Annotated in this window: 21 protein-coding genes; 8 read left to right on the top strand and 13 right to left on the bottom strand. The window is 69.7% G+C overall.

Features of this window, described 5'->3' with window-relative positions; all coding sequences use genetic code 11:
• Positions 1–75 precede the first annotated feature (75 nt).
• The 5 genes from AU196_RS06700 to AU196_RS25050 all read right to left on the bottom strand — a co-directional run bounded on the left by AU196_RS06700 (position 76) and on the right by AU196_RS25050 (position 4,522).
• Complete coding sequence (locus AU196_RS06700) at positions 76–1,812, bottom strand: sodium/solute symporter (protein WP_059094321.1); 1,737 nt, start codon at positions 1,810–1,812, stop codon at positions 76–78.
• Positions 1,809–2,183, bottom strand: a complete 375-nt coding sequence (locus AU196_RS06695) for a hypothetical protein (RefSeq protein ID WP_059094320.1) — start codon at positions 2,181–2,183, stop codon at positions 1,809–1,811. Before AU196_RS06695 ends, AU196_RS06700 begins: the two co-directional genes overlap by 4 nt.
• Positions 2,176–2,958: a LytR/AlgR family response regulator transcription factor gene (locus tag AU196_RS06690; RefSeq protein ID WP_059094319.1), complete on the bottom strand. Its 783-nt coding sequence runs from the start codon at positions 2,956–2,958 to the stop codon at positions 2,176–2,178. The genes AU196_RS06695 and AU196_RS06690 overlap by 8 nt, the downstream gene beginning before the upstream one ends.
• Positions 2,955–4,136: a sensor histidine kinase gene (locus tag AU196_RS06685; RefSeq protein ID WP_059094318.1), complete on the bottom strand. Its 1,182-nt coding sequence runs from the start codon at positions 4,134–4,136 to the stop codon at positions 2,955–2,957. The genes AU196_RS06690 and AU196_RS06685 overlap by 4 nt, the downstream gene beginning before the upstream one ends.
• A gap of 89 nt (positions 4,137–4,225) precedes the next feature.
• Positions 4,226–4,522: a DUF732 domain-containing protein gene (locus AU196_RS25050; RefSeq protein WP_082695640.1), complete on the bottom strand. Its 297-nt coding sequence runs from the start codon at positions 4,520–4,522 to the stop codon at positions 4,226–4,228.
• Positions 4,523–4,669: 147 nt separating this feature from the next.
• On the opposite strand from AU196_RS25050, the gene AU196_RS06680 reads away from it, so the two are divergent.
• Positions 4,670–5,260, top strand: a complete 591-nt coding sequence (locus tag AU196_RS06680; RefSeq protein WP_059094317.1) for an HhH-GPD-type base excision DNA repair protein — start codon at positions 4,670–4,672, stop codon at positions 5,258–5,260.
• A gap of 48 nt (positions 5,261–5,308) precedes the next feature.
• Positions 5,309–5,455 (top strand): DUF1059 domain-containing protein, encoded by a 147-nt coding sequence (locus AU196_RS25045; RefSeq protein WP_011561426.1) that lies wholly within the window; start codon positions 5,309–5,311, stop codon positions 5,453–5,455.
• A gap of 87 nt (positions 5,456–5,542) precedes the next feature.
• Here the strand turns inward: AU196_RS25045 and AU196_RS06675 are convergent, their stop codons facing one another.
• Together AU196_RS06675 and AU196_RS25040 are read right to left on the bottom strand one after the other, a co-directional pair.
• The gene (locus AU196_RS06675) at positions 5,543–6,571 is read right to left on the bottom strand and encodes an Rv1157c family protein (RefSeq protein ID WP_059094316.1); all 1,029 of its coding nucleotides are present in this window, start codon (positions 6,569–6,571) and stop codon (positions 5,543–5,545) included.
• A gap of 47 nt (positions 6,572–6,618) precedes the next feature.
• Positions 6,619–7,131 carry a hypothetical protein gene (locus AU196_RS25040; protein WP_082695639.1) on the bottom strand — a complete coding sequence of 171 codons (513 nt, stop codon included), beginning with the start codon at positions 7,129–7,131 and terminating at the stop codon, positions 6,619–6,621.
• Between the two features lie 69 nt (positions 7,132–7,200).
• Here AU196_RS25040 and AU196_RS06665 point away from each other — a divergent pair, with 69 nt between their 5' ends.
• The gene (locus AU196_RS06665) at positions 7,201–8,523 is read left to right on the top strand and encodes a mannosyltransferase (RefSeq protein ID WP_059094314.1); all 1,323 of its coding nucleotides are present in this window, start codon (positions 7,201–7,203) and stop codon (positions 8,521–8,523) included.
• Here the strand turns inward: AU196_RS06665 and AU196_RS06660 are convergent.
• Positions 8,468–8,752, bottom strand: a complete 285-nt coding sequence (locus AU196_RS06660; RefSeq protein ID WP_059094313.1) for a 4a-hydroxytetrahydrobiopterin dehydratase — start codon at positions 8,750–8,752, stop codon at positions 8,468–8,470. The genes AU196_RS06665 and AU196_RS06660 overlap by 56 nt on opposite strands.
• Positions 8,753–8,779: 27 nt before the next feature.
• Here AU196_RS06660 and AU196_RS06655 point away from each other — a divergent pair, with 27 nt between their 5' ends.
• A complete protein-coding gene (locus AU196_RS06655; RefSeq protein ID WP_059094312.1) occupies positions 8,780–9,178 on the top strand; it encodes a (deoxy)nucleoside triphosphate pyrophosphohydrolase in 399 nt (132 codons plus the stop codon).
• 1 nt (position 9,179) lies between these two features.
• Here AU196_RS06655 and AU196_RS06650 read toward each other — a convergent pair whose 3' ends face one another.
• Together AU196_RS06650 and AU196_RS06645 are read right to left on the bottom strand one after the other, a co-directional pair.
• On the bottom strand, positions 9,180–9,452 hold the full coding sequence (locus AU196_RS06650) for a hypothetical protein (RefSeq protein ID WP_059094311.1): 273 nt from the start codon (positions 9,450–9,452) through the stop codon (positions 9,180–9,182).
• 100 nt (positions 9,453–9,552) lie between these two features.
• The gene (locus AU196_RS06645) at positions 9,553–9,771 is read right to left on the bottom strand and encodes a hypothetical protein (RefSeq protein ID WP_059094310.1); all 219 of its coding nucleotides are present in this window, start codon (positions 9,769–9,771) and stop codon (positions 9,553–9,555) included.
• A gap of 95 nt (positions 9,772–9,866) precedes the next feature.
• Between AU196_RS06645 and typA the strand changes: the two genes are divergently transcribed.
• The gene (gene typA, locus AU196_RS06640; protein ID WP_059094309.1) at positions 9,867–11,756 is read left to right on the top strand and encodes a translational GTPase TypA; all 1,890 of its coding nucleotides are present in this window, start codon (positions 9,867–9,869) and stop codon (positions 11,754–11,756) included.
• A gap of 34 nt (positions 11,757–11,790) precedes the next feature.
• Positions 11,791–13,677: an ABC transporter family substrate-binding protein gene (locus AU196_RS06635; protein ID WP_059094308.1), complete on the top strand. Its 1,887-nt coding sequence runs from the start codon at positions 11,791–11,793 to the stop codon at positions 13,675–13,677.
• Between the two features lie 52 nt (positions 13,678–13,729).
• Here AU196_RS06635 and AU196_RS06630 read toward each other — a convergent pair whose 3' ends face one another.
• From AU196_RS06630 to AU196_RS06620, 3 genes are all read right to left on the bottom strand, one after another.
• Positions 13,730–14,965: a hypothetical protein gene (locus tag AU196_RS06630; RefSeq protein ID WP_059094307.1), complete on the bottom strand. Its 1,236-nt coding sequence runs from the start codon at positions 14,963–14,965 to the stop codon at positions 13,730–13,732.
• 409 nt (positions 14,966–15,374) lie between these two features.
• Positions 15,375–19,385, bottom strand: coding sequence for a hypothetical protein (locus tag AU196_RS06625; protein ID WP_231737422.1), 4,011 nt, complete (start codon positions 19,383–19,385; stop codon positions 15,375–15,377).
• A 1,064-nt stretch (positions 19,386–20,449) separates the two neighbouring features.
• The gene (locus AU196_RS06620; protein WP_231737419.1) at positions 20,450–21,616 is read right to left on the bottom strand and encodes a hypothetical protein; all 1,167 of its coding nucleotides are present in this window, start codon (positions 21,614–21,616) and stop codon (positions 20,450–20,452) included.
• A 192-nt stretch (positions 21,617–21,808) separates the two neighbouring features.
• Between AU196_RS06620 and mshB the strand changes: the two genes are divergently transcribed.
• Both mshB and AU196_RS06610 read left to right on the top strand, forming a co-directional pair.
• Positions 21,809–22,660: an N-acetyl-1-D-myo-inositol-2-amino-2-deoxy-alpha-D-glucopyranoside deacetylase gene (gene mshB, locus AU196_RS06615; RefSeq protein ID WP_059094305.1), complete on the top strand. Its 852-nt coding sequence runs from the start codon at positions 21,809–21,811 to the stop codon at positions 22,658–22,660.
• Between the two features lie 112 nt (positions 22,661–22,772).
• On the top strand, positions 22,773–23,180 hold the full coding sequence (locus AU196_RS06610; protein ID WP_059094304.1) for a hypothetical protein: 408 nt from the start codon (positions 22,773–22,775) through the stop codon (positions 23,178–23,180).
• Positions 23,181–23,222: the final 42 nt, after the last annotated feature.

Genomic DNA, 23,222 nt, shown 5'->3' with positions numbered 1-23,222 from the left:
CTTCGCCCGGTCACACGGTGAACACCGGCAGCGGTGCGGTGAGCGGTCGCCTGACGGCGACGAACGGCGCCGGGGTCAACCCCCGGGGAGGCGTTCGACGCCCATGCCCAGCCGTTCGGGCACGTGCATCCGCGCGAAGATCTGCGCGACGTCCGGCGGAACGCTGCGCCGGGTGAGCCGGCTGACGGCGATCATCGTCGCGAAGGCCAGCGGGACGGTGACCGCGGCGGGGTAGCCGACGACCACCGCGGCCCACCCGCCGAGCGCCTGCTCGTCGACCGCACCGGCGATCGCGAGAGCCACCGCCGAACCCGCGGCCAGCCCGCCGACCACCAGGCCGCACGACGCGCCGATCGCGGTCAGCCCGCGCCACCAGATGCCGAGCACCAGCAGCGGGCACAGCGTGGACGCGGCCACCGCGAACGCCAGCCCGACGCTGCGTGACAGCTCCAGCCCGGAAGTGATGAGCGACAACGGAATCGGGATCAGCCCGCCGACGAGCGCGGCGATCCGGAAGTCGCGGACCCGTCCGCGCAGCACATCGGTGGCCAGCGCGCCGGCGATGCTCACCAGCAGGCCCGACGACGTCGCGAGGAAGGCCGCGATCGCGCCTGCGGCGACGAGCGCGGCGAGCAACTGGCCGAACACCCCACCGATCGCGGCGCCGGGCGCCAGCAGCACCGCGGCGGCGGCGGCGCCGGTGATGAGCAGTTGCGGCACGTAGAGCCGGGAGAAGACGCCGATCAGGGTGGGGAACAGGTAGAACAGGCCGAGCAGCGCGATCACCGCCAGCGCGGTGCGGCGGGCGACCCGGCCGTCGGGGTTGGTGTAGAAGCGCACCAGCACGTGCGGGAGTCCCATCGTGCCGAGGAACGTCGCCACGATGATCGACACCACCTGGTAGAGCGGATGCGCACCGCCCAGGCCACCGCCGGAGGCCAACCAGTCGCCGCCCGCCGCCGGTGTGCCGGCCAGCACGGGGGTGGCCGTGCCGTCGGCCAGCATCAGCGTCGTGTTCGCGCCGAGTTCGTGTTCGCCGGGCGCGCCGATGGGAGCGGCGGTGACGGGCCTGCCGTCGAGGGTGCCGGTCACCGTGATGCCGGCCGGTTCGGTGACCTGGACGACGACGGCGGTCTCGACGGCCACGGTGGTCTCCTGCGTGACGACCGGCGGCAGCGGACCGCCCAGTTCACCGCGGTCGGTGAAGAACAGACCCAGCAGCGCGAGCGCCGGGATCGCGATGGCGGTCAGCTTGAGCCAGTACTGGAAGGCCTGCACGAACGTGATCGAGCGCATGCCGCCTGCCACCACGTTGGCGATCACGATGCCGCCGACCACGAGTGGGCCGATCCACACCGGCATGCCCAGCAGCGTCTTCAGCGCGAGGCCGGCCCCCTGGTACTGCGGTACCAGGTACACCACGCAGATCACGATGACGACCAGCATCGCGACCTTGCGCAACCGCGGTGACCCGAGCCGGAACTCGGCGAAGTCGGGCACGGTGTAGGCCCCCGAACGGCGCAGCGGCGCGGCCACGAACAGCAGCAGGCCCAGATAACCCGCGGTGAAGCCGACGGGGTACCAGAGTGCGTCGGCGCCGTATTTCGCGATCAGCCCGGCGACCCCGAGAAACGATGCCGCAGAGAGGTATTCGCCGGAGATCGCGGCGGCGTTCCACTGCGGCCCGACGGTGCGGGAGGCGACCAGGAAATCGGACGTGGTGCGGGAGAACCGGACGCCGTAGGCGCCGATCGCAATGGTCGCCACCGCCGCGGCGAGCAGCGCGGCCGCCGTCAACGCCGATCCGGTCATGGCTCGCTGTCGATGACGCGGACGAAGTCGCGCTCGGCCTGTTCGGCCAGCCGGACGTACAACCGGCCCACCCCGTACAGCAGGGGATACGCCAGCAGTCCGAGCACCAGCCAGTTGAGCCGGACGCCCGCGACGGTGAGCGCCGTCCAGCCAGGGAACACCGCCGACGCCAACGGGACCGCCGCGACGACGCACACCACCACGGTCGCCAGCCGCAACGCCAGGCCCAATTGCGCCCGCACCAGGCCCCGTACGAGCGCGTCACCCACCTGGGTCTGCTCCTGCACCTCGACCCTGGTGCGCACCATGCGCGCGCCGCGGCGGTGGGCCAGCACGACCCGCTCGCGCTGCGGGCGGCCCGGCTCAGTCATCGCCGCCGGCGGGTCGCAGGTGCCGCAGCGGGTCTCGTACCAACCTGTCCCGCAGTTCGCGGGCCTGGCGGCGGCTCACCGGCAATTCGACGGCCGGCGAGGAACCGTTGGCGCGCAACCGCACGAGGACCGCACCGTCGCTGGTACGCAACCCCGTCACCAGTCGCAGCGCCACCAGGTACGAGCGGTGGATCCGCTGGAATCCGCGGTCCCGCCAGCGGATTTCGAGGGTGCTGAGCGGGATGCGCACCAGATGCGACCCCGACGCCGAGTGCAGCCGGGCGTAGTCGCCCTCGGCCTCGACCCAGCCGATGCTGTCGCGGGGGACGAGGTGGGTGATCCCGCCGAGTTCGGCAGGCACGACGTCGGAGTCGGGCTCCTCGTCGGCGGCGGCCGATTCGGCGCTGCGCACCGCGACCACCCGCCGGACGGCTTCGTCGAGGCGGTCCTGCCGGATCGGTTTGAGCAGGTAGTCGATCGCCCCGACGTCGAAGGCGGCGACCGCCTTGTCGTCGTGGGCGGTGACGAACACGATGGCCGGCCGCTGCGCGAAGTTGGCCAGCACACCGGCCAATTCGATGCCGGACAGCCCGGGCATGTTGATGTCGAGGAAGATCGCGTCGATGGTGCGCTGGTTGAGCTCACGCAGCGCGGAGGTGGCGTCGTTGACGCGGAACACCTCGCCGATGTCGGGGTGGCGGCCCAGCAGGTAGGCCAGTTCGTCGAGCGCGGGCATCTCGTCGTCGACGGCGAGCACGGTCAGGCCGGCACTCATGCCCGCACCCCGGACCGGAACTTCGGTACCCGCATGATGACCTTCGTGCCCGCCCCCATCGCCGTCTCGACCACCAGACCGTAATCGTTGCCGAACGACGCCCGCAGGCGATGGTCGACATTGGTCAGGCCCACGTGCGCCGCCGAACCGTCGCCACCCAACGCATCGCCGGTCCCGGTGCGCAGCGCGGCGGGGTCCATCCCGACGCCGTCGTCCTCGACGGTGATGACACAGTCGGAGCCCTCGTCGCGCGCGACGATCTCGATCGAGCCGCCGCCGCGGCCGGCCAGCCCGTGCCGCACGGCGTTCTCGACGAGCGGTTGCAGCGCCAGGAACGGCACCACGACGCCGAGGACCTCGGGGGCCACCTGCAGGCGCACGTCCAGCGACGTCCCGAAGCGGGCGCGCTCGAGCGTCAGGTAGCGGTCGATGTTGCGCAACTCCTCGGCCAGCGTCGTGTACTGCCCCGCGGCGCGGAACGAGTAGCGGGTGAAGTCGGCGAACTCGAGGATCAGTTCGCGGGCCCGGTCGGGGTCGGTGCGCACGAACGAGGCGATGGTGTTGAGCGCGTTGTAGATGAAGTGCGGGCTGATCTGCGCCCGCAGGGCGAGCACTTCGGCACGGTCGAGGCGGGCCCGTGAGGCGTCGAGTTCGGCGAGTTCGAGCTGTCCCGCGGCGTAGCGGGCGACCTCCCCGACCGCGCCGAGCATGCCGGGGCCCGGATCGCGGGTGGTGACGACCGCCAGCACCCCGAGCAGGTCGCCGGCATCGGTCAGCAGGGGTTGGGCGATGACCGTCGCGGCGCGCACGGAGGTGAGTACGCGGCGCTCGCCGGCGATCGACTCGCGGACGGTGCGGGCCGCGTCGTCGGCCACGTCGGACGTCCAGATCGCGCCGTCCTCGGGTTCGCGGGCGAGCAGCTCGCCGTCGCCGTCGAACAGCGCGATCCCGTCGGTGCCGGTGAGTTCGCGAAGGAAGGGCGCCGCCGACTCCGCGGAGGTGGTGTCGAGACCCTGGCGCAACGCGCGCGCGGCCTGCGACGCCGTGTGCAGCGCGGCGTGGACGGCGCGTTCGGTCGGGGTGGCCACCACGCGCCGGGTGCGCACGACGACCACCGCGGCGGCCACGGCTGCCACGATCAGTACCGCCGCCAGGACTATCGCGAGTTCGCCGGACATCTCACCTCGATCTGCCCCTGTGAAACGTCAATACCATTGCGGCATAGGGCATTCAGGTTCACACGTAACGCGATGCGCGGTGGTCGCACCTACTGGACGGGGCAAGCGTACTTTCTGGCCACGTCCATCACCCGCTGCTGTGCTCCGGGGCCCACGACGCCTTGAGCTGCCAGTTCCAAGCCGATGTATCCCGGTATTCCACCCACACAGGCCTGGTGAGCAACACGCCACGCAGTATCGGGATTCAAGAAGTAGCCGTTGCGTTGCAGGCCCTGCAGGTAGGCGTCGAATTCCGGTGTGCCCTGGTCCGGCACTGCGTGCGCTGTGCCGGCCAACGCGATGGCGGTGGCGACCGCCGCAACAAGGGGTGCAATGACCCGTCTCATGTCCGTCTCCTAGGGACGCATCCACCGGTATGGCCTTCACGATTGCACACCCGAGCGACACTCACCCCCGAACCGACCTGACCGAGGCACGAGAAGTGCCGGTCGGCTCCGACTACTCGGGCGACGAGGCGTCCTAAACTGGCTCCCGTGGCGAAACTGCAGCTTGTTCAGGATCCGGCGGCCGACGCGCTCCTCGAGGCCAATCCGTTCGCGCTGCTGGTCGGCATGCTGCTCGACCAGCAGTACCCGATGGAGGCGGCGTTCGCGGGGCCGAAGAAGATCGCCGACCGGATGGGCGGCGTCGACCCCCGCGAGATCGCCGACCACGACCCGGAGGCGTTCGCCGCGCTGTGCTCGACAACTCCTGCGGTGCACCGCTTTCCCGGGTCGATGGCCAAGCGCATCCAGGCCTTGGCGCAACTGGTCGTCGACCGCTACGACGGTGACGCCGCCGCGCTGTGGACCTCCGGCGACCCCGACGGGGCCGAGGTGCTTCGCCGGCTCAAGGCGCTGCCGGGGTTCGGCGAGCAGAAGGCGAAGATCTTCCTCGCGCTGCTGGGCAAGCAGTACGGCGTGACACCGCAGGGCTGGCGTGAGGCCGCGGGCGACTACGGCAAGGCCGGCACCTACATGTCGATCGCCGATGTGACCGACCCCGGTGCGCTGGAGAAGGTGCGCTCCTACAAGAAGCAGGCGAAGGCCGCCGCGAAGGATCGGGCCGACGCGGCGAAAGGTTAGTGCGCCGTCTCGTGACTCATATGCCGAAAGGCGAATAGGCTGAGGCACATGAAGACACACTTGAACTGTCCGTGTGGTGAGGCCATCACCGGTAAGGACGAAGAGGACCTGGTCGAGAAGGCGCAGAAGCATCTGTCCGAGGCCCATCCCGGCCGCGAGTACGACCGCGACGCGATCCTGTTCATGGCCTACTAGGCCAATTCCGCCCAAGCCCCTCGATGAGGAATCCCCGGCCGCGATCGCGACCGGGGATTCGTCGTCTCTACGTCAGCGCGCGAGGCGTCAGGGCACGACCGTCGAACCGATGGTCGGCATGAACTGGCACTGCTTCTCGGTGGTGGTGACCTGACCGAAGATCGTCGACATGATGCTGCCCGATCCGGTGTCGACGATGGCGGTCAGCGTCGTCGGGCCCTCCGGGTTGATGTCCGAACGCGGTTTGAGCGTCGCGCTGCCGGACTTGCCGGTGGTCAGGTTCACCCACGTCACGTTCAGCGGCAGCTTCTGCTCGGCCGCGGGCCCCGGCGTGCCCACCGCGGTGAACACGTACGCGGTCTGGCCGGGCCCCGGCCCGGGTGCCGGGATCTTGGCCGGCCCGGCCACCGAGATCGCGGTCGCCAGGACGTTTCCGCCGTCCTTCAGGCACCCGTTGCTGATCGACGGATACATGAAGTCCTGCGTCGGCGGGGCGTCCGGGCCGAATCCCGGCGGACCCGGTGTGGGTGCCGGCGCGGGCGCAGGCGCGGGCCCGGGCAGCGCTCCGGCGGCCTCGGCGACCGGAGCAGCAACCGGGGCAGCGACGGGCGCCCCGACCGGAGCCGCCGCGGGTGCCGGTGCCGGTGCGGCCGCGGGCACCGCGACCGGATCGACCACCGGTGCGGCGGCGTCCGGACCCGGTGCGGGCGGGGTGGCGCCCGCCGGCAGGGGACCGACCGCGTGGGCCGGGTTGACCCCTGCGGGCAGGTGCGCCTGAGTCCCCGGGACGGCGCCCGGAGCCGGGTTGTGCGCTGCCGGATCGGCCACGAACTGGTTGACCGCCGAGGCCACGTCGCGTGACGAGGCGGGCGCCGCCGCATCTCCGGCGAACACGGCGGCTGCGGCCATCAGCATCGAGGCGGCGTTGTTCGGGTCGGACGCCGCCTGCTGGATGACCGGACCGAGGCTTTCCATCGCGGGCAGACCGGGCGCCTGCAGCGCGTCGATCGGAAGCCCGGGAGCGGGCTCGGCGGTGGCCGTCGCACTGCTGAGAAGCAGCGCGACGGACGCGCCGAGCCCGGCCGCGGTCGTCAACAGAGTTCGAGTCGGTGACATGTCACTCCTCGCGAGTTTCGGTCAGGGCACGGTCGATCGGGCGGTGATCAGGGCAGGGCTGAGACCGGGAAGATCGGCGGAGTGGCCGGGGCGGCCGCTCCTCCCGCGGGCGGTGCGCCGACAGCCGGTGCGGCCGGCGTCGCCGCGGGCAGCAGACTGGTCAGCGGTGAGCCCGCCGGCATCAGCGAGGCCAGGCCGGTCGGCACGTTCACCCCGGGCAGCGGTGAGGTGGCGGCCGGGGTGCCCGGCAACGCCGACGCCGCGCCGGGCAGCGCCGGGGTCTGCGGCAGCGTGATCGACGCCGTCGCGCCCGGTGCGGCGGCCGGCGCTGCGGGGGTCGCGGGGGTCGAGGCGGGCATGCCGGTGCCGGCCAGGGCCGAGGCGAACGTCTGCAGCAACTGCGGCGCGTTGCCCAGCTGATCGAGGAACGGAATGCCCGGCGCGGGCGGTGCGGGCGCTGCCGGCTGGGCGGCGGCGGGCGCACTGAGCGCAAGAGCGATCGGAACCGCTCCGGCCGCAGCAATCACGCTGGTCACGAGGGTTTTTCTGGTGAGTTTCATGGATCTCCCAATCCGTTGACAGCACGTCTGCGCCCGACGCTACGCAGTTACTGGTGTTACTCAAGTGACATGTGTGGCATTTATTCAACCGTTACGGAGGTGACGGGAATCGGTTACCGGATCAGTAGAGTCGGGCGGATAACCGACTCCACCGCCCCCACCGCCGACGCGGCGACCCCCACCCGACTGCCGAGCCGACTGGCTGCGGCGGCGCCCGTGCTGCTGATGCTGAGCATTGCGGCGCGGCTGGCGTGGACCTACCTCGCCGCCAACGGCGCGAACTTCGTCGATCTGCACGTCTACGTCGGCGGAGCCGGGGCGCTCGACCAGCCGGGGACGCTCTACGACTACGTCTACGCCGACCAGACACCCGACTTCCCGCTGCCGTTCACCTACCCGCCGTTCGCCGCGGTGATCTTCTATCCGCTGCACCTGCTGCCGTTCGGATTCGTCGCGTTCGCGTGGCAGATCGGCATCATCGCCGCGCTGTACGGCGTGGTCCGCCTCAGTCAACGGTTGCTCGCCGACGGCGGTGACCGCCGCACCGCGATGCTGTGGACCGCGATCGGCATCTGGCTGGAGCCGCTGCGCAGCACCTTCGACTACGGGCAGGTCAACGTGCTGCTCGTGCTGGCGGTGCTGGCCGCCGTCCACAGTTCCCGGTGGTGGTGGTCGGGCCTGCTGGTCGGCCTGGCGGCCGGGGTCAAGCTCACGCCCGCGGTGTCGGGCCTGTACTTCGTCGGCGCGCGGCGCTGGAAGGCCGCGGTCTTCTCGGCGGTGGTGTTCGCCGGCACCGTCGCGGTCTCCGTGGCCGTGGTGGGCCAGCAGGCGCGGTACTACTTCACCGATCTGCTCGGCGACGCCGACCGCGTCGGCCCGATCGGCACGTCGTTCAACCAGTCCTGGCGCGGGGGCATCTCCCGCATCGTCGGGTACGACGCCGGATACGGCCCGGTGGTCGTCGCGGCCATCGTCGTCACCGCGATCCTGGCGCTGCTGGCGTGGCGGGCGATCGGGGGCAGCGCGGACCGCTTGGGCGCCATCGTGATCGTGCAGCTGTTCGGCCTGCTGCTGTCACCGATCTCGTGGACCCACCACTGGGTGTGGCTGCTGCCGCTGATGATCTGGCTGTGGCACGGCCCGCTGCGGGAGCGGTCCGGGGCGCGGGTGCTGCGGTGGGGGTGGCTGGCACTGACGCTCGTCGGCGTGCCGTGGCTGCTGAGCTTCGCCCAGCCGACGATCTGGGAGATCGGCAGGCCGTGGTACCTCGCCTGGGCCGGGCTGATCTACCTCGTCGCCACGCTGGCGACGTTGACATGGGTGGCCACCACCGGCGCTACCGGTCGAGGATCGCGTCGATCTCCCGAGCCATCTGCACGTCCTTCTCCGTGATACCGCCCTCGGAATGCGTGACGAGTGCGAAAGTCACAGTCCGCCAGCGGATGTCGATATCGGGATGGTGGTCCCGCTCCTCGGCGCGCTCGGCCACCCGGCGCACCGCCTCGATGCCGTCGAGGAACGCCGGGAACTTCACCGAACGTCGCAGCGCCCCGTCGGCGCGCTCCCAGCCGCCCAGGTCCGACAGTGCGGCGTCCACCTGATCGTCGGTCAACACAGCCATACCGTCGACGGTATACCGTCACCGCTGATGACAGTGCAGATCGTCGTGGCCGGTGCCCTGATCGCGGGGTCGGAACTCCTGGTCGCGCAGCGCAACCGGCCACCGGACCTGGCCGGGCTGTGGGAGCTGCCGGGCGGGAAGGTCGCCTACGGGGAGAGTGACGCCGCCGCGCTGACGCGAGAGCTGCGGGAGGAGTTGGGCATCGAGGTCGCGGTGGGCGCGCGAATCGGCGACGACGTCGCCCTGAGCGCGACGACCGTGCTGCGCGCGTATCTCGTCACCCACCTCGGTGGTGACCTGCGGCCGATCGACCATCGCGCACTGCGCTGGGTCGGCGTCGGCGATCTCGACGGCCTGCCGTGGGTGCCCGCGGACCGGGCATGGCTCGGCGCCCTCGGTCAGGCGTTGCGCAACGGCGCCGGGTAGCTCAGTACCGCAGGCGGTCGTCGATCACCCGCACACGCCCGGTGCCGCGGGGGTGATGTACCGCATACAGCGGGTGCGTCAACACCGGGTGGCGGCAGTGCGGACATGATTGCTGCGGCTGTCTGGCCGACGCCACCGTGAGGTGATGACAGGTGCTGCAGCGCACGACGTGCGCGGCGCCGACCCAGTTCATCAACCCGATGTAGAGCGCGGCGAGCGTTGCTACGGCCAACACGATGATCAGGGCGACGGTGAGCGCCTGGTAAACCGCCATGATCGCACCTCCAAGCACGTACGACAGATCTCGACGGGTGCCATCAACGGTACTCGCCGAACGACGGACGCGGCGGAGAATTCACAGGTCAGCGGGGTCGTCAGGCCTTGCGTGCGCGCTTGTAGACCTTCTCCAGCTCCTTGCCCCTGATGCCCATGTGCTCGGCCTTGAGCACCTTGTGCACCACCAGCGGGCACCGTTTGCACCGCGGCTTGCTGCGGCAGCACTTCTTCTTCGGTTTCAGCTCGGCGAACTTGCTGGACTTCACGGCGCGGACGGGATCCTGACGGTGGCTGGTGGGCGGGAGGTCGGGCGCCATTACATTGCCACGGCGCGATCGGCCGGCGGTGACCTCCCTCGCATGCCGGGGCGTGCATTTCGCGATCGAGTCACCGCACTGCGACAATCACCGACGTGGATTTTCGGAATGTCGCCATCGTCGCCCACGTCGACCACGGCAAAACGACCCTGGTCGATGCGATGCTGCGGCAGTCCGGTGCGCTGAGCCACCGCGGTGACGACGCGGTCGAGCGGTTGATGGACTCCGGTGATCTGGAGAAGGAAAAAGGCATCACCATCCTCGCGAAGAACACCGCGGTGCACCGGCATCACCCCGACGGGACGATGACCGTCATCAACGTGATCGACACCCCGGGCCACGCCGACTTCGGCGGTGAGGTCGAGCGCGGCCTGTCCATGGTCGACGGTGTGCTCCTGCTGGTCGACGCGTCCGAGGGGCCGCTCCCGCAGACCCGCTTCGTGCTGCGCAAGGCGCTGGCCGCGCACCTGCCGGTCATCCTCGTCGTGAACAAGACCGACCGCCCCGACGCCCGCATCGCGGAGGTGGTCTCCGAGAGCCACGACCTGCTGCTCGACGTCGCGTCCGACCTCGACGACGAGGCGCAGAAGGCCGCCGAGGAGGCGCTCGGGCTGCCGGTGCTGTACGCCTCCGGCCGAGCCGGCATCGCGAGCACCACCGAGCCCGCCAACGGCGAGAACCCCGACGGGGAGAACCTCGACCCCCTCTTCGACGTGCTGCTCGAGCACATCCCGCCGCCGCAGGGCGACCCCGACGCACCGCTGCAGGCTCTGGTGACCAACCTCGACGCCTCGGCGTTCCTCGGCCGGCTCGCGCTGATCCGCATCTACAAGGGCCGCATCCGCAAGGGGCAGCAGGTGGCCTGGATGCGCGAGGTGGACGGCCACCCGGTGATCACCAACGCCAAGATCACCGAACTGCTCGTCACCGTCGGTGTCGAACGGACCGCCACCGAGGAGGCCATCGCCGGTGACATCGTGGCCGTGGCCGGCATCCCGGAGATCATGATCGGCGACACGCTGGCCGATCCGGACCACGCGCACGCCCTGCCGCGCATCACCGTCGACGAACCTGCCATCTCGGTGACCATCGGCACCAACACCTCCCCGTTGGCCGGCAAGGTGTCCGGCCACAAGCTGACCGCCCGGATGGTCAAGTCGCGGTTGGACTCTGAACTCGTCGGCAACGTCTCGCTCAAGATCGTCGACATCGGCAGGCCGGACGCCTGGGAGGTGCAGGGCCGCGGCGAGCTGGCCCTGGCCGTGCTCGTCGAGCAGATGCGCCGCGAGGGATTCGAGCTCACGGTCGGCAAGCCGCAGGTGGTCACGCAGACCATCGACGGCAAGCTGCACGAACCGTTCGAGGCGCTGACCGTCGACTGTCCCGAGGAGTTCGTCGGCGCCGTCACACAGCTGATGGCCGCCCGCAAGGGCCGCATGGAGGACATGGCCAACCACGCCGCGGGCTGGGTGCGGATGGACTTCATCGTCCCGAGCCGCGGCCTGATCGGCTTCCGCACCGACTTCCTCACACTGACCCGCGGCACCGGCATCGCCAACGCGGTGTTCGACGGCTACCGCCCGTGGGCGGGGGAGATCCGCGCCCGCCACACCGGCTCGTTGGTCTCGGACCGCAGCGGTTCGGTGACACCGTTCGCGATGATCCAGCTCGCCGACCGCGGCCAGTTCTTCGTCGAGCCGGGGGACGACACCTACGAGGGACAGGTCGTCGGAATCAACCCGCGCGCCGAGGATCTCGACGTCAACGTCACCCGTGAGAAGAAGCTGACCAACATGCGCAGCTCCACCGCCGACGTGATGGAGACGCTGGCCCGTCCGCTCGAGCTCGGCCTCGAACAGGCCATGGAGTTCTGCGCCGAGGACGAATGCGTCGAGGTCACCCCGGAGGTCGTGCGGGTGCGCAAGGTCGAGCTGGACGCCACGCTGCGGGCGCGTGCGCGCTCGCGGGCGAAGGCGCGGAATTGATGGCCGAGCCACGGCGGCCGATACTCTGAGGAGCGTGCCGACCCGTCCCCGCCGTCATCGTGTGACCGTGGGGGCGTTGGTCTCCACCGCGGCGCTGCTGCTCGGCGGCTGCACCGTGAGCCCGCCGCCGGCGCCGCAGAGCACGGAGACGCCCGAGACCACCCCGCCGCCGGCGCCCAAGGCGACCCAGATCATCGTGGCGATCGATTCGATCGGCCCCGGGTTCAACCCGCACCTGCTCTCCGATCAGTCGCCGGTGAACGCCGCGATCGCCGCGCTGGTGCTGCCGAGTTCGTTCCGGCCGATCCCGGATCAGAACTCGCCGACCGGGTCGCGGTGGGAGATGGACCCGACGTTGCTGGAATCGGCCGAGGTGACCGACGAGAACCCCTTCACCGTCACCTACAACATCCGGCCCGAGGCGCAGTGGACGGACAACGCGCCCATCGGCGCCGACGACTACTGGTATCTGTGGCGTCAGATGGTCAGCCAGCCCGGTGTCGTCGACCCCGCCGGCTACGACCTCATCACCGGCGTGCAGTCCGTCGAGGGCGCCAAGCAGGTCGTGGTGACGTTCTCGCAGCCCTACCCGGCGTGGCGCGAGCTGTTCAACAACATCCTGCCCGCGCACATCGTCAAGGACGTGCCGGGCGGGTTCGGCGCCGGTCTGGCCGAGGCGATGCCCGTGACCGGCGGACAGTTCCGGGTGGAGACCATCGATCCGCAGCGCGACGAGATCCTGCTGGCACGCAACGACCGGTACTGGAGTGCGCCCGCCAAACCCGACCTGGTGCTGTTCCGCCGGGGCGGTGCGCCTGCCGCGCTGGCCGACTCGATCCGCAACGGTGACACCCAGGTCGCCCAGGTGCACGGTGGCGCAGCGACTTTCGCGCAACTCAGCGCGATCCCGGATGTGCGGACGGCCCGTATTGTGACACCGCGGGTCATGCAGGTGACGCTGCGCGGACAGCTGCCCGAACTCGCGGACCCGTCGGTTCGCCGGGCGATCCTCGGCCTGCTCGACGTCGACCTGCTGGCGTCGGTGGGCGCGGGCGACGACAACACCGTCACGCTGGCCCAGGCGCAGGTGCGCTCACCGTCCGATCCCGGATACGTGCCGACGGCGCCGCCCGCGCTGGGCACCGACGCGGCCCTGGAACTGTTGGCGGAGGCGGGGTACCAGATGGCGCCGGTGGGAGATTCGCCGCCGACGGAGCCCGGTGCGCCCGCGCCGGACCTCAACCGCGGGCGGATCGCGAAGGACGGTGTGCCGCTCACCCTCGTGCTCGGAGTGGCCGCCAACGATCCGACGTCGGTCGCCGTCGCGAACACCGCCGCCGACCAACTCCGCAACGTCGGGATCGAAGCGTCGGTGCTGGCGCTGGACCCGGTGACGCTCTACGGGGAGGCGTTGGCCGAGAACCGGGTCGACGCCGTCGTGGGCTGGCATCAGGCCGGGGGAGACCTGGCCACGGCGCTGGCCTCGCGGTACGGCTGCCCGGCGCTGGAGGCGACGCCCGTGGCGACCGCGCCGCCGGCGCCCGGACCGCCGCAACCCTCGCCGACCACGTCTCGCACGTCTCCCACGACGACTCGCGCCGCTCCGACGGCCACCCCCACGACCACGCCGAGCCCGGCACCGGAATCCGGTGCGCTGGTGCAGGCGCCGAGCAACATCACCGGTGTGTGCGACCGCAGCATCCAACCGAAGATCGACGCCGCGCTGGACGGCAGCGAGCCGATCGCCGAGGTGATCGACGCCGTCGAGCCACGGCTGTGGAACATGTGGACGGTGCTGCCGATCCTGCAGGACACCACGATCGTCGCGGCCGGGCCGAGTGTGCAGAACGTGAGCCTCTCCGGCGCGGTGCCCGTCGGCATCGTCGGAGATGCGGGCAGGTGGGTGAAGTCGCCGCAGTGACGAAACGGGCCCCCACCCCGAGGGGTGAGGGCCCGCCGTTCCGGCGATCGGATCAGGCTTCGGCGCCTTCGGTCTCCTTGTCGCCGGTCTCGTCGTCACCGGTCTCGTTCGCGTCGTCGTCAGAGGGCGCCTGCTCGGTGGTGCCGTCGTCCCCGGTCTCCTCCTCGGGTGCGTCGTCCTCGAGCGTGTCGTCCTCGAGTGTGTCGTCGACAGCGTCCTCGGCGGGGACCTCTTCCTCGAGGGCCTCTTCTTCGGAGCCCTCGGTCTTCTCGTCGACCTCCTCGCCGCCCTTCTCGTCCACCTCGTCAACGGCGGCTGCGCCGTCACCCGGCTCGGGGGCGGGAGTCTCGGATGCGTCGTCGGCGGCGGGCGAGCTCGTGAGTGCCGCGGGCGTCACACCCGACTCGGTGACGTCGAAGGTCACCGTCTCGGCGGCCTCGGTGTTCGTCGACGTCACGTCGGCAACGCGCAGGACGGGCGCTGGGGGCTTGAGCGCGTCGGCGATCATCTGACGCAGGTTGAGGAGTCCGGCGATCGTCCCCGAGCCGGCTGTCAGCAGGCCGCCGTCGAAGCCGAAGCCGTTGAGGAATGCGCCGGTGACGACGCCGGGAACATCGAGCGCGGCGGCCACCGCACCGAGGATGTCGCCGTCGACCGCGGCGTCCACGATGGCCTGGGTGGCCGCACCCAACCCGCTGAAGACACTGGCGACCGGGAGGATCGCCCCCAGCGCCACCGTCGCGAAGGCCGTCACGGCCATGTTGGCGACGTCGAGCATGTTCTCGGCGCTGGCCGTGATGACTTCCTGCACACCCACCAGCACCCCGAGCGCGGGGAACAGGATCGGGGTGAGGAACGCCTGGAAGAGTGCCGGGAAGCCCTCTGCCGGATTGCCCGTGACGATCTGTTCGACGGCCGCCTGCACGTTCGCGGGGATGCCTTCGGGGTTCAACGGGTTCAGGGCCTCGACGAAGCCTTCGGCGAATTCCTGGAAGGCCGGAGTCAGCTGTTCGATGTATCCGAGCTGATTCTCGATCACCTGCTGCAGGATCGGTGCCGGGTTCTCCGCCACCGTCTGCCCGAGGCTTGCGAGGTTCTCGGCCGCCTCTCCGAAGACCTCGATCCAGGTCTGGATGGGATTGACGGCGGCGTTCAGCTCGACGTCGATCGTGGACAGCGACGGCACCGTCGCGTCGGGCAGAGGCGGTGCGACCGGGCTGATCGCGATCGCGCCGGCGCCGACGAGCGCCACCCCGGTGCAGAGATAAGAACGGGCTGCGATGTGCATGGGTCTCCTTACGTCGACGTAAATCATGACGCCCGACAACTTACCTCTCAGTAAGATCACGGATGAATGAATTGGCAAACTTTTTTCTTGTCACGCTCGCGATGATGTGCGAGCGCTGATCTACGGAGATGGGTCGCTGAAATCCCATGTAGACGCCATGATCAGCTTCTCGGCGCGTCTGCAAAGAGACGTCTGACGCTGACAGTTGACAGCCACTGGCAAATTCAAGATCGTTATCATTCGATTGAGGAATCAAAAATCTTTGCGCATGAAGGGCGACCCGAGACCTCGGTGCAGGTAGTCCATGCGTCACATACCGGTCGGATCTTTGCAGGCGGGCCCGGACGCTCACGGGCCGACAGCGCAAAGCGGCCCCGGACTCGAAAGTCCGGGGCCGCGGTGCTACTGATTACTCCGAAGCGGAGGCGCTGGCCGTCTCCTTCTTCTTGGAGGTGTCAGCCGATTCCTTCTTCGTCGAGTCGCTGGCCGGCTTCTTGTTGCCGCTGACAGCGTTCTCGATGTTCTTCCGGACCCCGTCGAGGTTCTTGCGGGTCTGGTTGGCCGCTCCTTCGAGGTTCTTGCGGGTCTGGTTCGCCGCCCCCTCGAGGTTCTTGCGGGTCTGCTCCGCCGCCCCCTCCAGGTTCTTGCGGGTCTGGTTCAGCCCGTCGTTGACCTGCTTGCCCGCGGTGTCGAGAGCCTCACGCAGCTGCACCTGACCCTGCTGGATCTGCTTCTGCAGTTCGGCCGCCGGGTTGGCCGGCACGACCGGATTGATCTTCACCTCCGGCAGCGCAGGCAGCTTAGCCTCGGGAGCCGGTGCCTCCTCTTCGACGGGGGCCGTGGCCACCGAGAAGGTCCGGGACTCCGGCGCGATCCGGGTCGAGGTGACCTCAGGCGACGCGACCTCACCGGCATCGGCGCTCAGCGTGTTGATCCCGCCACCGAGCTCACCGCCGAGGCTGCCACCAAAGCCACCCAGGGCCCCGCGGATGGCGCCACTGATCGCGGCGCTGATCGCACCGCCGATGTTGACGTCACTCGCGGCCTCGGCGAACGCGTTCACCGCGGCGTAGATACCGGCTCCGATCGCCTGGAGGGCGTCGTTGCCGTTCTCCAGGGCCGACACCGCCGTGGCGCGGAACGCTTCGACCACGGCGTTGGCCGCCGCGGCGAAGTTGTTGACCGCGTCGACACCGATCTCGGTGATGGCGTCGGCTGCCGCACCGAACTGCGCACCGGCTTCCGCGAAGCCGCCGATGAACTCGGCGGGCGTCGGCAGGCCCTCCAGGCTTGCTCCGATCGCCGCGGAGAGTTCCCCGCCGATCTCGGCGAAGCCCTCGAGCGCCGCGGCGCCCAGATCGAGGCCTGCTTCGAGGCCGGCCTCCAGGGACGCGCCGAGGTCGGCCAGCACCGGTCCGAGCGAAGCCGACGCCTCGATCAGGGCGCTGATGAACACCTCCGGGCTGGGCAGGTTCTCCAGCGCGGCCTCGAACGCGGCGGTGAGCGTGCCACCGCCCTCGACCAGGGCCTCGAGGAAGGCGTTGAACGCGGCGCCGCTGATGTCGATGCCCGACTCGATGGCGGCGGTGAGCGCGGCCGACAGGTTGCCGAGGGCTTCGGCGGTCGCATCGGCGATCGCGTTGAAGCCGGGTGCGAAGGCCTCGATGGCACCCTCGATCGCGGCGGCGAACTCGGCCGGTGTCGGGAAGCCCTCGAACGCTGCGTTGAACGCCGCGGCCAGCTCCGCCCCCGCGTTCACGAGGGCATCGGCGATCACGCCGGCATCGAGGTCGACGCCGAGGTCGACGATGAGCTCCAGTGCCGCCTCCAGGGAGGCGCCGAGGTCGACGTCGATGGCTGCGAACGCGTCGACGAGAGCGTCGATGAACGCCTCGGGGGTCGGGAACGCCTCCAGTGCGGCCTCGAACGCGGCGGCCAGCTGGCCACCGGCATCCTGCAGTCCGGCGATGACCGCCTCGAAGGCGGTCTCGCCTGCGGCGATGCCTGCCTCGATCGCGGCGGACAGGGCGCCCGAGAAGTTCGCGAGCGCCGTGGCGGTGGCATCGGCCAACGCGTTGAGCCCCGGGATGACCCCTTCCAGAGCCGCCTCGAAGGCCGCGACGAACTCCGCGGGTGACGGGAAGCCCTCGAGTGCGGCGTCGAAGATCGCCGCCAGCTCCGCACCCGCCTCGGCGAGCGCCTCGCCGATCGCGGTGGCGTCGAGGTTCAGGCCCAGCTCCACGAACACCTCGAGCGCGGCGTCGATGTCGTCGGCCAGGTCGACGTCGATGGCGCCGAAGGCCGAGACCAGGGCGTCGATGAACGCCTCGGGGGTCGGGAAGGCCTCGATCGCGGCGTTGAACGCCGCGGCGAGTTCGCTTCCCGCGTCGAGCAGACCCGCGACGATCGCGTCGAACGCCTCCACCCCGGCGGCGAAACCGGTCTCCAGCGCCGTCGTCAGGGCGCCCGAGAGGTCGGCGATCACCTCGGCGGTGGCCGCGGCGAGTGCGTCGAAGCCCGGGATGACGCCCTCGAGGGCGGCGTTGAAGGCCGCGATGAACTCCTCCGGGGTCGGGAAGCCGTCGAGCACACCGTTGAACAGTGCGGCGAACTCGGCGCCGGCCTCCAGGAACGCATCGGCGATCGCGCCTGCGTCCAGCTCGATGCCCAGGTCGACGAGCGCCTCGAGCGCGACGTCGATCGCGCCGGCCAGGTCGACGTCGATGGCGCCGAAGGCCGACACCAGGGCGTCGACGAACGCCTCGGGCGTCGGGAACGCCTCGATGGCCGCCGCGAACGCGGTCGCCAGCTCACCGCCGATGTCCTGCAGTCCGGCGATCACCGACTCGAAGGCGTCGAGACCCGCGGCGAAGCCGGCCTCCAATGCGCCCGACAGCGCACCCGACAGGTCGGTGAACGCCTCGGCGGCGGCTTCGGCGAAGATGTTGAAGCCCGGCACCAGTCCGGCGATCGCGGCGTTGAAGGCGGCGAAGAAGTCGGCCGGGGTCGGGAATCCTTCGATCGCGCCTTCGAACACGGCGGCCAGATCGGCGCCGGCCTCGATGAGCGCCTCGGCGATGGCCCCGGGGTTCAGGGCGATGTCGACGACCGCTTCGAGTGCGACGTCGAGTGCCGCACCCAGGTCGACGTCGATGGCGGCGAACGCGTCCACCAGCGCGTCGAGGAACGCCTCGGGCGTCGGGAACGCCTCGATCGCCGCGGCGAACGCGGCGGCGAGATCGCTACCCGCGTCGAGCAGGCCGGTGACGATGGCGTCGAACGCCTCGATCCCGGCTGCCGCACCGGCGTCGATGGCTGCGGCGAGCGCACCCGACAGGTCGGTGAGCGCCTCGGCGGCGGCCTCGGCGAACGCATTGATCCCCGGCAGGGCGCCGGCGATCGCGGCGTTGAAGGCGGCGAAGAACTCGGCCGGCGTCGGGAAGCCCTCGAGCGCACCCTCGAAGGCCGCGGCAAGGTCGGCGCCGGCTTCGATGAGCGCCTCGGCGATGGCGCCGGCGTCGATGTCGATCCCGAGGTCGACGAGCGCCTCGAGCGCGACCTCCAGGGCAGCGCCCAATTCGACGTCGATGGCGCCGAAGGCCGACACCAACGCGTCGACGAACGCCTCGGGCGTCGGGAAGGCCTCCAGGGCGGCGTTGAATGCAGCGGCCAGTTCACCACCGGCGTCGAGCAGTCCCGCGACGAACGCGTCGAACGCGGTCACGCCCGCGGCGATACCCGCATCGATCGCGGCGGCGAGCTCAGCCGAGAGTTCGGTGAACGCCTCGGCGGCGGCCGTGGCGACGGCGTTGAAGCCCGGGATCACACCACCGAGGGCGGCCTCGAAGGCGGCGACGAACTCTTCGGGCGTGGGGAAGGCGGCCAGGGCGGCGTTGAACGCGGCCTCCAGAGCGGCTCCGGCCTCGAGGAACGCCTCGCCGATCACGCCGGCGTCCAGTTCGATGCCCAGTTCGAGTGCGGCTTCGAGCGCGACCTCGATGACGCCCGCCAGATCGATGTTCACCGACGCGAACGCCGACACCACGGCGTCGACGAACGCCTGCGGCGACGGGAAGTTGGCGATGGCGTTGTCGATCGCGGTCGCGAGCACGCTGCCACCGTCGAGCAGACCGTCGACGACCGCCTGGAAGGCGTTGTTGCCCTGTCCGACGGCCTCGACGAGCGCGGCTTCGAGCGCGCCGCTCAGTCCGACGATGGCGGCCTGGGCGGCCTGGGAGGCGCTGTCGACCGCACCGCCGATGGGCGCCCACGCGGCCTGCGCGGCGGCGATCAGATCAGCCAGTGAGGACAGCGACACGTCTTCGAGAACGGCGACCATCCGGTCGCCCCGAATCTGGAAGTCCGGCGGCAGTACCTCGACCGGAGCCAACGCGATCGATGTGGCGCCAACGACGGCCACACCGGCGGTCAAGTATGACCGAACAGCAACTTCCATGACATCCCCTCAGAGTCAAAAACAGCCCGACGGAGCAAAACATACCTGAGAACTACCTAAGTAACAAAGCGATCTACGGCTTTTTCTATGACGGTTCTCTAAGCCTCTCCACGACGTTTGCCTGTGCTTTCGCGATGCGAATTAGCCTCCCCGGCCGTTATGTGCAGGGAGGGGCTCGAACGGCAAATAAATCAGGAAATGGGCAGCGGTTGCACAATCGCGCGAAGCATGTCGTTCGCATGGCGAACAAACATTGCTGATACAAGTTGTTTCGGGAGTTTTGGCTGCACGGACGGGCCTGCGGACGTGTTCCCCAGCGTTGCCAGACGTGCGATCGCCGGCACGGCCGGTCATGGCGCGTCGGCTGAGCCCAGGCGGAGCGTCCGAGATGTACTTGTTCTAGCAAGGATCGACCGGCACGTCTGATGTTTCCGCAGCTCTTCGCTGCTTCTCCCGTTACCGGTGAGTTGGCGATCGGTGCCCGCCGCCTCAGATCTGCAAGATCGTCGATCGCTTCGCCGCGGCGACCACCGGCTCGCCGACGGGCCCGTGCGCCGGGCGATCCGGGGTCGATCCGGGCGCAATCCTGCTGCTAGGTGACATGTTTTGACGCGGACGAAAATGGGTATCTGCTGAGGGCTCCGCCGGCGTCGCGCCGTCTCCGAGCGGGGGGTTTATCCTATGAGATCCGGGTGCTTCGGCAGCGTCGTGAGCCTGCGGTTCGACGCGGAGGCCTCGCAATAAGCGGAACGTTGCTGACGGGTAGCTGGCAGGCGAATTTCGCCCGTCAAAGTGATTAGCCACCTTGTCAAAGACCCTGTTTTCTGAGAGCAAGCTGAGTCGCTCAGTTAACTTCTTTTGACCACGCGTAGCGAACAGTCTGGTAGGCGGCACAACTGCGTCGACGGGTGCTTGCTGGGTGCTGCCACCCAGTGGATGCACGGAGTCGCACGCGGGTGGGTGAGCGCGACGACAACTCGATGAAGGGGATGGACGTCCCGAACCGTCACAGTGACGATTCGCGGTACTTACTCCTGGGCGCCGTTGTCGGCGGGCGCATCGTCGTCCTGCGACGGCGCGTCGTCCGCCGGGCCGGACGTGGGCTCTTTGTCGGCGGTGTCGTTTCCGCCCGCGGTGTCCTCGGACTCGGCGTCGTCCTTGCCCGGGGTCGACTTCTTACCGCCCGTGGTCAGCCGCTTGATCGTCGAGTGGAAGTTGTCGATGCCCTGCTGGACGCGCACGCCGAGATCCCGCGCCAGTTCACCGGGCTTGGGCAGTCTCGGCGTCTTCGACGGAGTGGCCTCACCCGGGCCGGCGGGGTCCCCGTCGGGATCGACCACGAGTTCCGGCAGCGGCACTTCCGCGTCCGTCCCTGACTGCAGCTGCGGGGGTTTCGCGGTGGCTCCCGGCGTAGGCTGAACGCCGTTGCGGATGTCGGCGGCGACATCGTCCACCGTCTGGTCGACCTGGTCGATCAGACCGCCGGCCTGACCGATGGGCCTCGGCAGGACGCGCATCAGGGCGCGAATGAGGGGTTTGAGCGCGCTCTCGTGGAAGGCCTCGTCGATCTCCTTGATGCCCGTGAGGTTCGGGTGGCCGACCAGCAGGGCGGTGAGCGGTTCCACGATCAGCCGCCGCAGTGCGTCGTCGGGTCCGATCTCGCCGGAGATCAGCTGCGTCACGACCTGCTGTGTCAGCACGAGCGCGACGGCGGGAGCCAAGCTGACCTGCTTGACGAACGTGATGCCGGCTTCCCCGAAGCTGGTACCGATGTCGGTCAGCGCCCCCACGACTCCCTCGATCGCCTCGCCGGGGGCGACGGGGGGCAGCGGGGTGTGCGGGACCAGGGTCCGCTCATGAGCGGCGGTGAACTCGTCGACCGGCAGCGCGATGGAGGGTTCGGTGATGCTCACCCCGGCGCCGAATGCGGAGATGACGGAATCGCGTCCGGTGTTGGACACGTCGTTGAACAGGCGCTGCAGTTGTTCGATGGAGCTCAGCCAGTCCTGACGGATCGCACCGATCGATTCGAGGAATTCAGGATCGAGGACGTCGAGCCGGTCGCCGTCGGCGGTGAAGTCCGACGCCGAGACGCGGATGTCGGACGGGAGAGGGACGACGGGATTCGCCACGACCACGGCAGCACCGGACAGCACGACCCCGGTGGCCAGAAAAGGGGCGATGGCCCGCCGCATGGCGCCCTCCCCACGTGCGCAGCGTTCAATCGGTACAGCGTAGCTGAGACCCGCCTGAGAATGCAGCAGGTCGAAACGGTTGATTCCTGAGAATTCCGCCGGTCGCGTTTGAAATTCTGCGAGCCGGGACGGCGTCTCTGCCGTCGCTGCTGCGACATGCACTTCCGGTGCGCTGGCGTAGATTCACCGCTGATGTCCTCACCTCGCCTGCTCTTCGTCCACGCCCACCCGGATGACGAGACGCTCACCACCGGCGGCACCATCGCCCACTACGTCCGCCGGGGCGCGGACGTCCGGGTGGTCACCTGCACCCTCGGGGAAGAAGGTGAGGTGATCGGGGAGCGCTACGCCCAACTCGCCGTCGACCACGCCGACCAACTCGGCGGGTACCGCATCGCCGAACTGACCGCCGCGCTCGCCGCGCTCGGCGTGGACGAACCGCGCTACCTGGGCGGACCCGGACATTGGCGCGACTCCGGGATGGCGGACACGCCTGCGCGTCACCACCGCAGATTCGTCGACGCCGACATGGCCGAGGCCGCCGGCCTGCTGGCCGCGATCCTCGACGAGTTCCGTCCGCACGTCGTGGTCACCTACGACCCCGACGGGGGGTACGGACACCCGGACCACATCCAGACCCACCGCGTCACCACCGCGGCCGTCGAGCGCGCGCAGTGGCAGGTGTCGAAGTTCTACTGGACCGTCATGTCCAAGACCGGTATGGGTGACGCCTTCGCCGCGGCCCGTGACGTTCCCGCCGAGTGGTTGCAGGTGAGCGTCGACGACGTGCCGTTCCTCTATCCCGACGAGCGGATCGACGCCGTCGTCGACGCCGGCGACAGCCTCGAGGCGAAGGTCGCCGCCATGCGCGCGCACGCCACGCAGATCTCGGTCGCGCCCAACGGCCAGACGTGCGCGCTGTCGAACAACATCGCGTTGCCGATCCCCGCCCTGGAGCACTACGTCCTCGCGTCCGGCGTGCCCGGCCCGCGCGACGAGCGGGGGTGGGAAACCGACCTGCTCGCCGGATTGAACCTGGCGTAGCGAATTCGGCTCGCGGTAAGCTCCACCTCATCCGGCGACTCGAAGGGGCATCCATGGATCCCGACCTTGATCCGAACCTGCAGCACTGGCAGGACCGCCTCGACAACTTGCAGTGGGTGGTCGGTTCGTTCGTGGCGCTGTTCGACAGCATCCCGACCTGACAGCGTTCCGGTGCGTCGTCCTGACGCTGCTCACCCTCGACGGCGTGATCACCGCCCTCCTCGGTGCCTTCTTTCTTCCATTGCGTATCGGCACGGCGCCGTTCCCGCTCAGCGCGCTGATCGTGGGTGCGGTCAACGCCGCACTCGTCTGGGCCGCGTCGCAGTGGACCGACGAGGGCCGGCTCGCCGCGCTCCCGCTGTGGGGGTGGTTGGCCACCCTCGCCGTCCTGGCCCTCTACGGCCCCGGCGGAGACGTCGTGTTCGGCGGGCGTGACCTGATGGCCTTCGGCCTCGTGATCTACACCGCGGTCGGGGCCGCCCCGGCCGCGTGGCTGCTCTGGCGTGCCCGTGTCAGCTGACCGGCCGCGGACTACTGTGGCCGGTATGCCGGACCCAGTGCT

This window comes from Mycobacterium sp. IS-1742 (genome assembly GCF_001500125.1).
Taxonomy (GTDB): Bacteria; Actinomycetota; Actinomycetes; order Mycobacteriales; family Mycobacteriaceae; genus Mycobacterium.
The sequence above is the reverse complement of the archived record's forward strand: the minus strand, read 5'-3'. Positions and strand labels throughout refer to the sequence as shown.

Excerpts from the sequence above, each read along its gene's own strand:
- AU196_RS25050 (WP_082695640.1), bottom strand. The coding sequence starts at position 4,522 with ATGAGACGGGTCATTGCACCCCTTGTTGCGGCGGTCGCCACCGCCATC.
- AU196_RS06645 (WP_059094310.1), bottom strand. The coding sequence starts at position 9,771 with ATGGCGCCCGACCTCCCGCCCACCAGCCACCGTCAGGATCCCGTCCGC.
- AU196_RS25040 (WP_082695639.1), bottom strand. The coding sequence starts at position 7,131 with ATGAAACTCACCAGAAAAACCCTCGTGACCAGCGTGATTGCTGCGGCC.
- AU196_RS06690 (WP_059094319.1), bottom strand. The coding sequence starts at position 2,958 with ATGAGTGCCGGCCTGACCGTGCTCGCCGTCGACGACGAGATGCCCGCG.
- AU196_RS06660 (WP_059094313.1), bottom strand. The coding sequence starts at position 8,752 with ATGGCTGTGTTGACCGACGATCAGGTGGACGCCGCACTGTCGGACCTG.
- AU196_RS06655 (WP_059094312.1), top strand. The coding sequence starts at position 8,780 with ATGACAGTGCAGATCGTCGTGGCCGGTGCCCTGATCGCGGGGTCGGAA.
- AU196_RS06650 (WP_059094311.1), bottom strand. The coding sequence starts at position 9,452 with ATGGCGGTTTACCAGGCGCTCACCGTCGCCCTGATCATCGTGTTGGCC.
- AU196_RS06665 (WP_059094314.1), top strand. The coding sequence starts at position 7,201 with ATGTGTGGCATTTATTCAACCGTTACGGAGGTGACGGGAATCGGTTAC.
- AU196_RS06685 (WP_059094318.1), bottom strand. The coding sequence starts at position 4,136 with ATGTCCGGCGAACTCGCGATAGTCCTGGCGGCGGTACTGATCGTGGCA.
- AU196_RS06675 (WP_059094316.1), bottom strand. The coding sequence starts at position 6,571 with ATGTCACCGACTCGAACTCTGTTGACGACCGCGGCCGGGCTCGGCGCG.
- AU196_RS06620 (WP_231737419.1), bottom strand. The coding sequence starts at position 21,616 with ATGCGGCGGGCCATCGCCCCTTTTCTGGCCACCGGGGTCGTGCTGTCC.
- AU196_RS06700 (WP_059094321.1), bottom strand. The coding sequence starts at position 1,812 with ATGACCGGATCGGCGTTGACGGCGGCCGCGCTGCTCGCCGCGGCGGTG.
- mshB (WP_059094305.1), top strand. The coding sequence starts at position 21,809 with ATGTCCTCACCTCGCCTGCTCTTCGTCCACGCCCACCCGGATGACGAG.
- AU196_RS06630 (WP_059094307.1), bottom strand. The coding sequence starts at position 14,965 with ATGCACATCGCAGCCCGTTCTTATCTCTGCACCGGGGTGGCGCTCGTC.
- AU196_RS06695 (WP_059094320.1), bottom strand. The coding sequence starts at position 2,183 with ATGACTGAGCCGGGCCGCCCGCAGCGCGAGCGGGTCGTGCTGGCCCAC.
- AU196_RS25045 (WP_011561426.1), top strand. The coding sequence starts at position 5,309 with ATGAAGACACACTTGAACTGTCCGTGTGGTGAGGCCATCACCGGTAAG.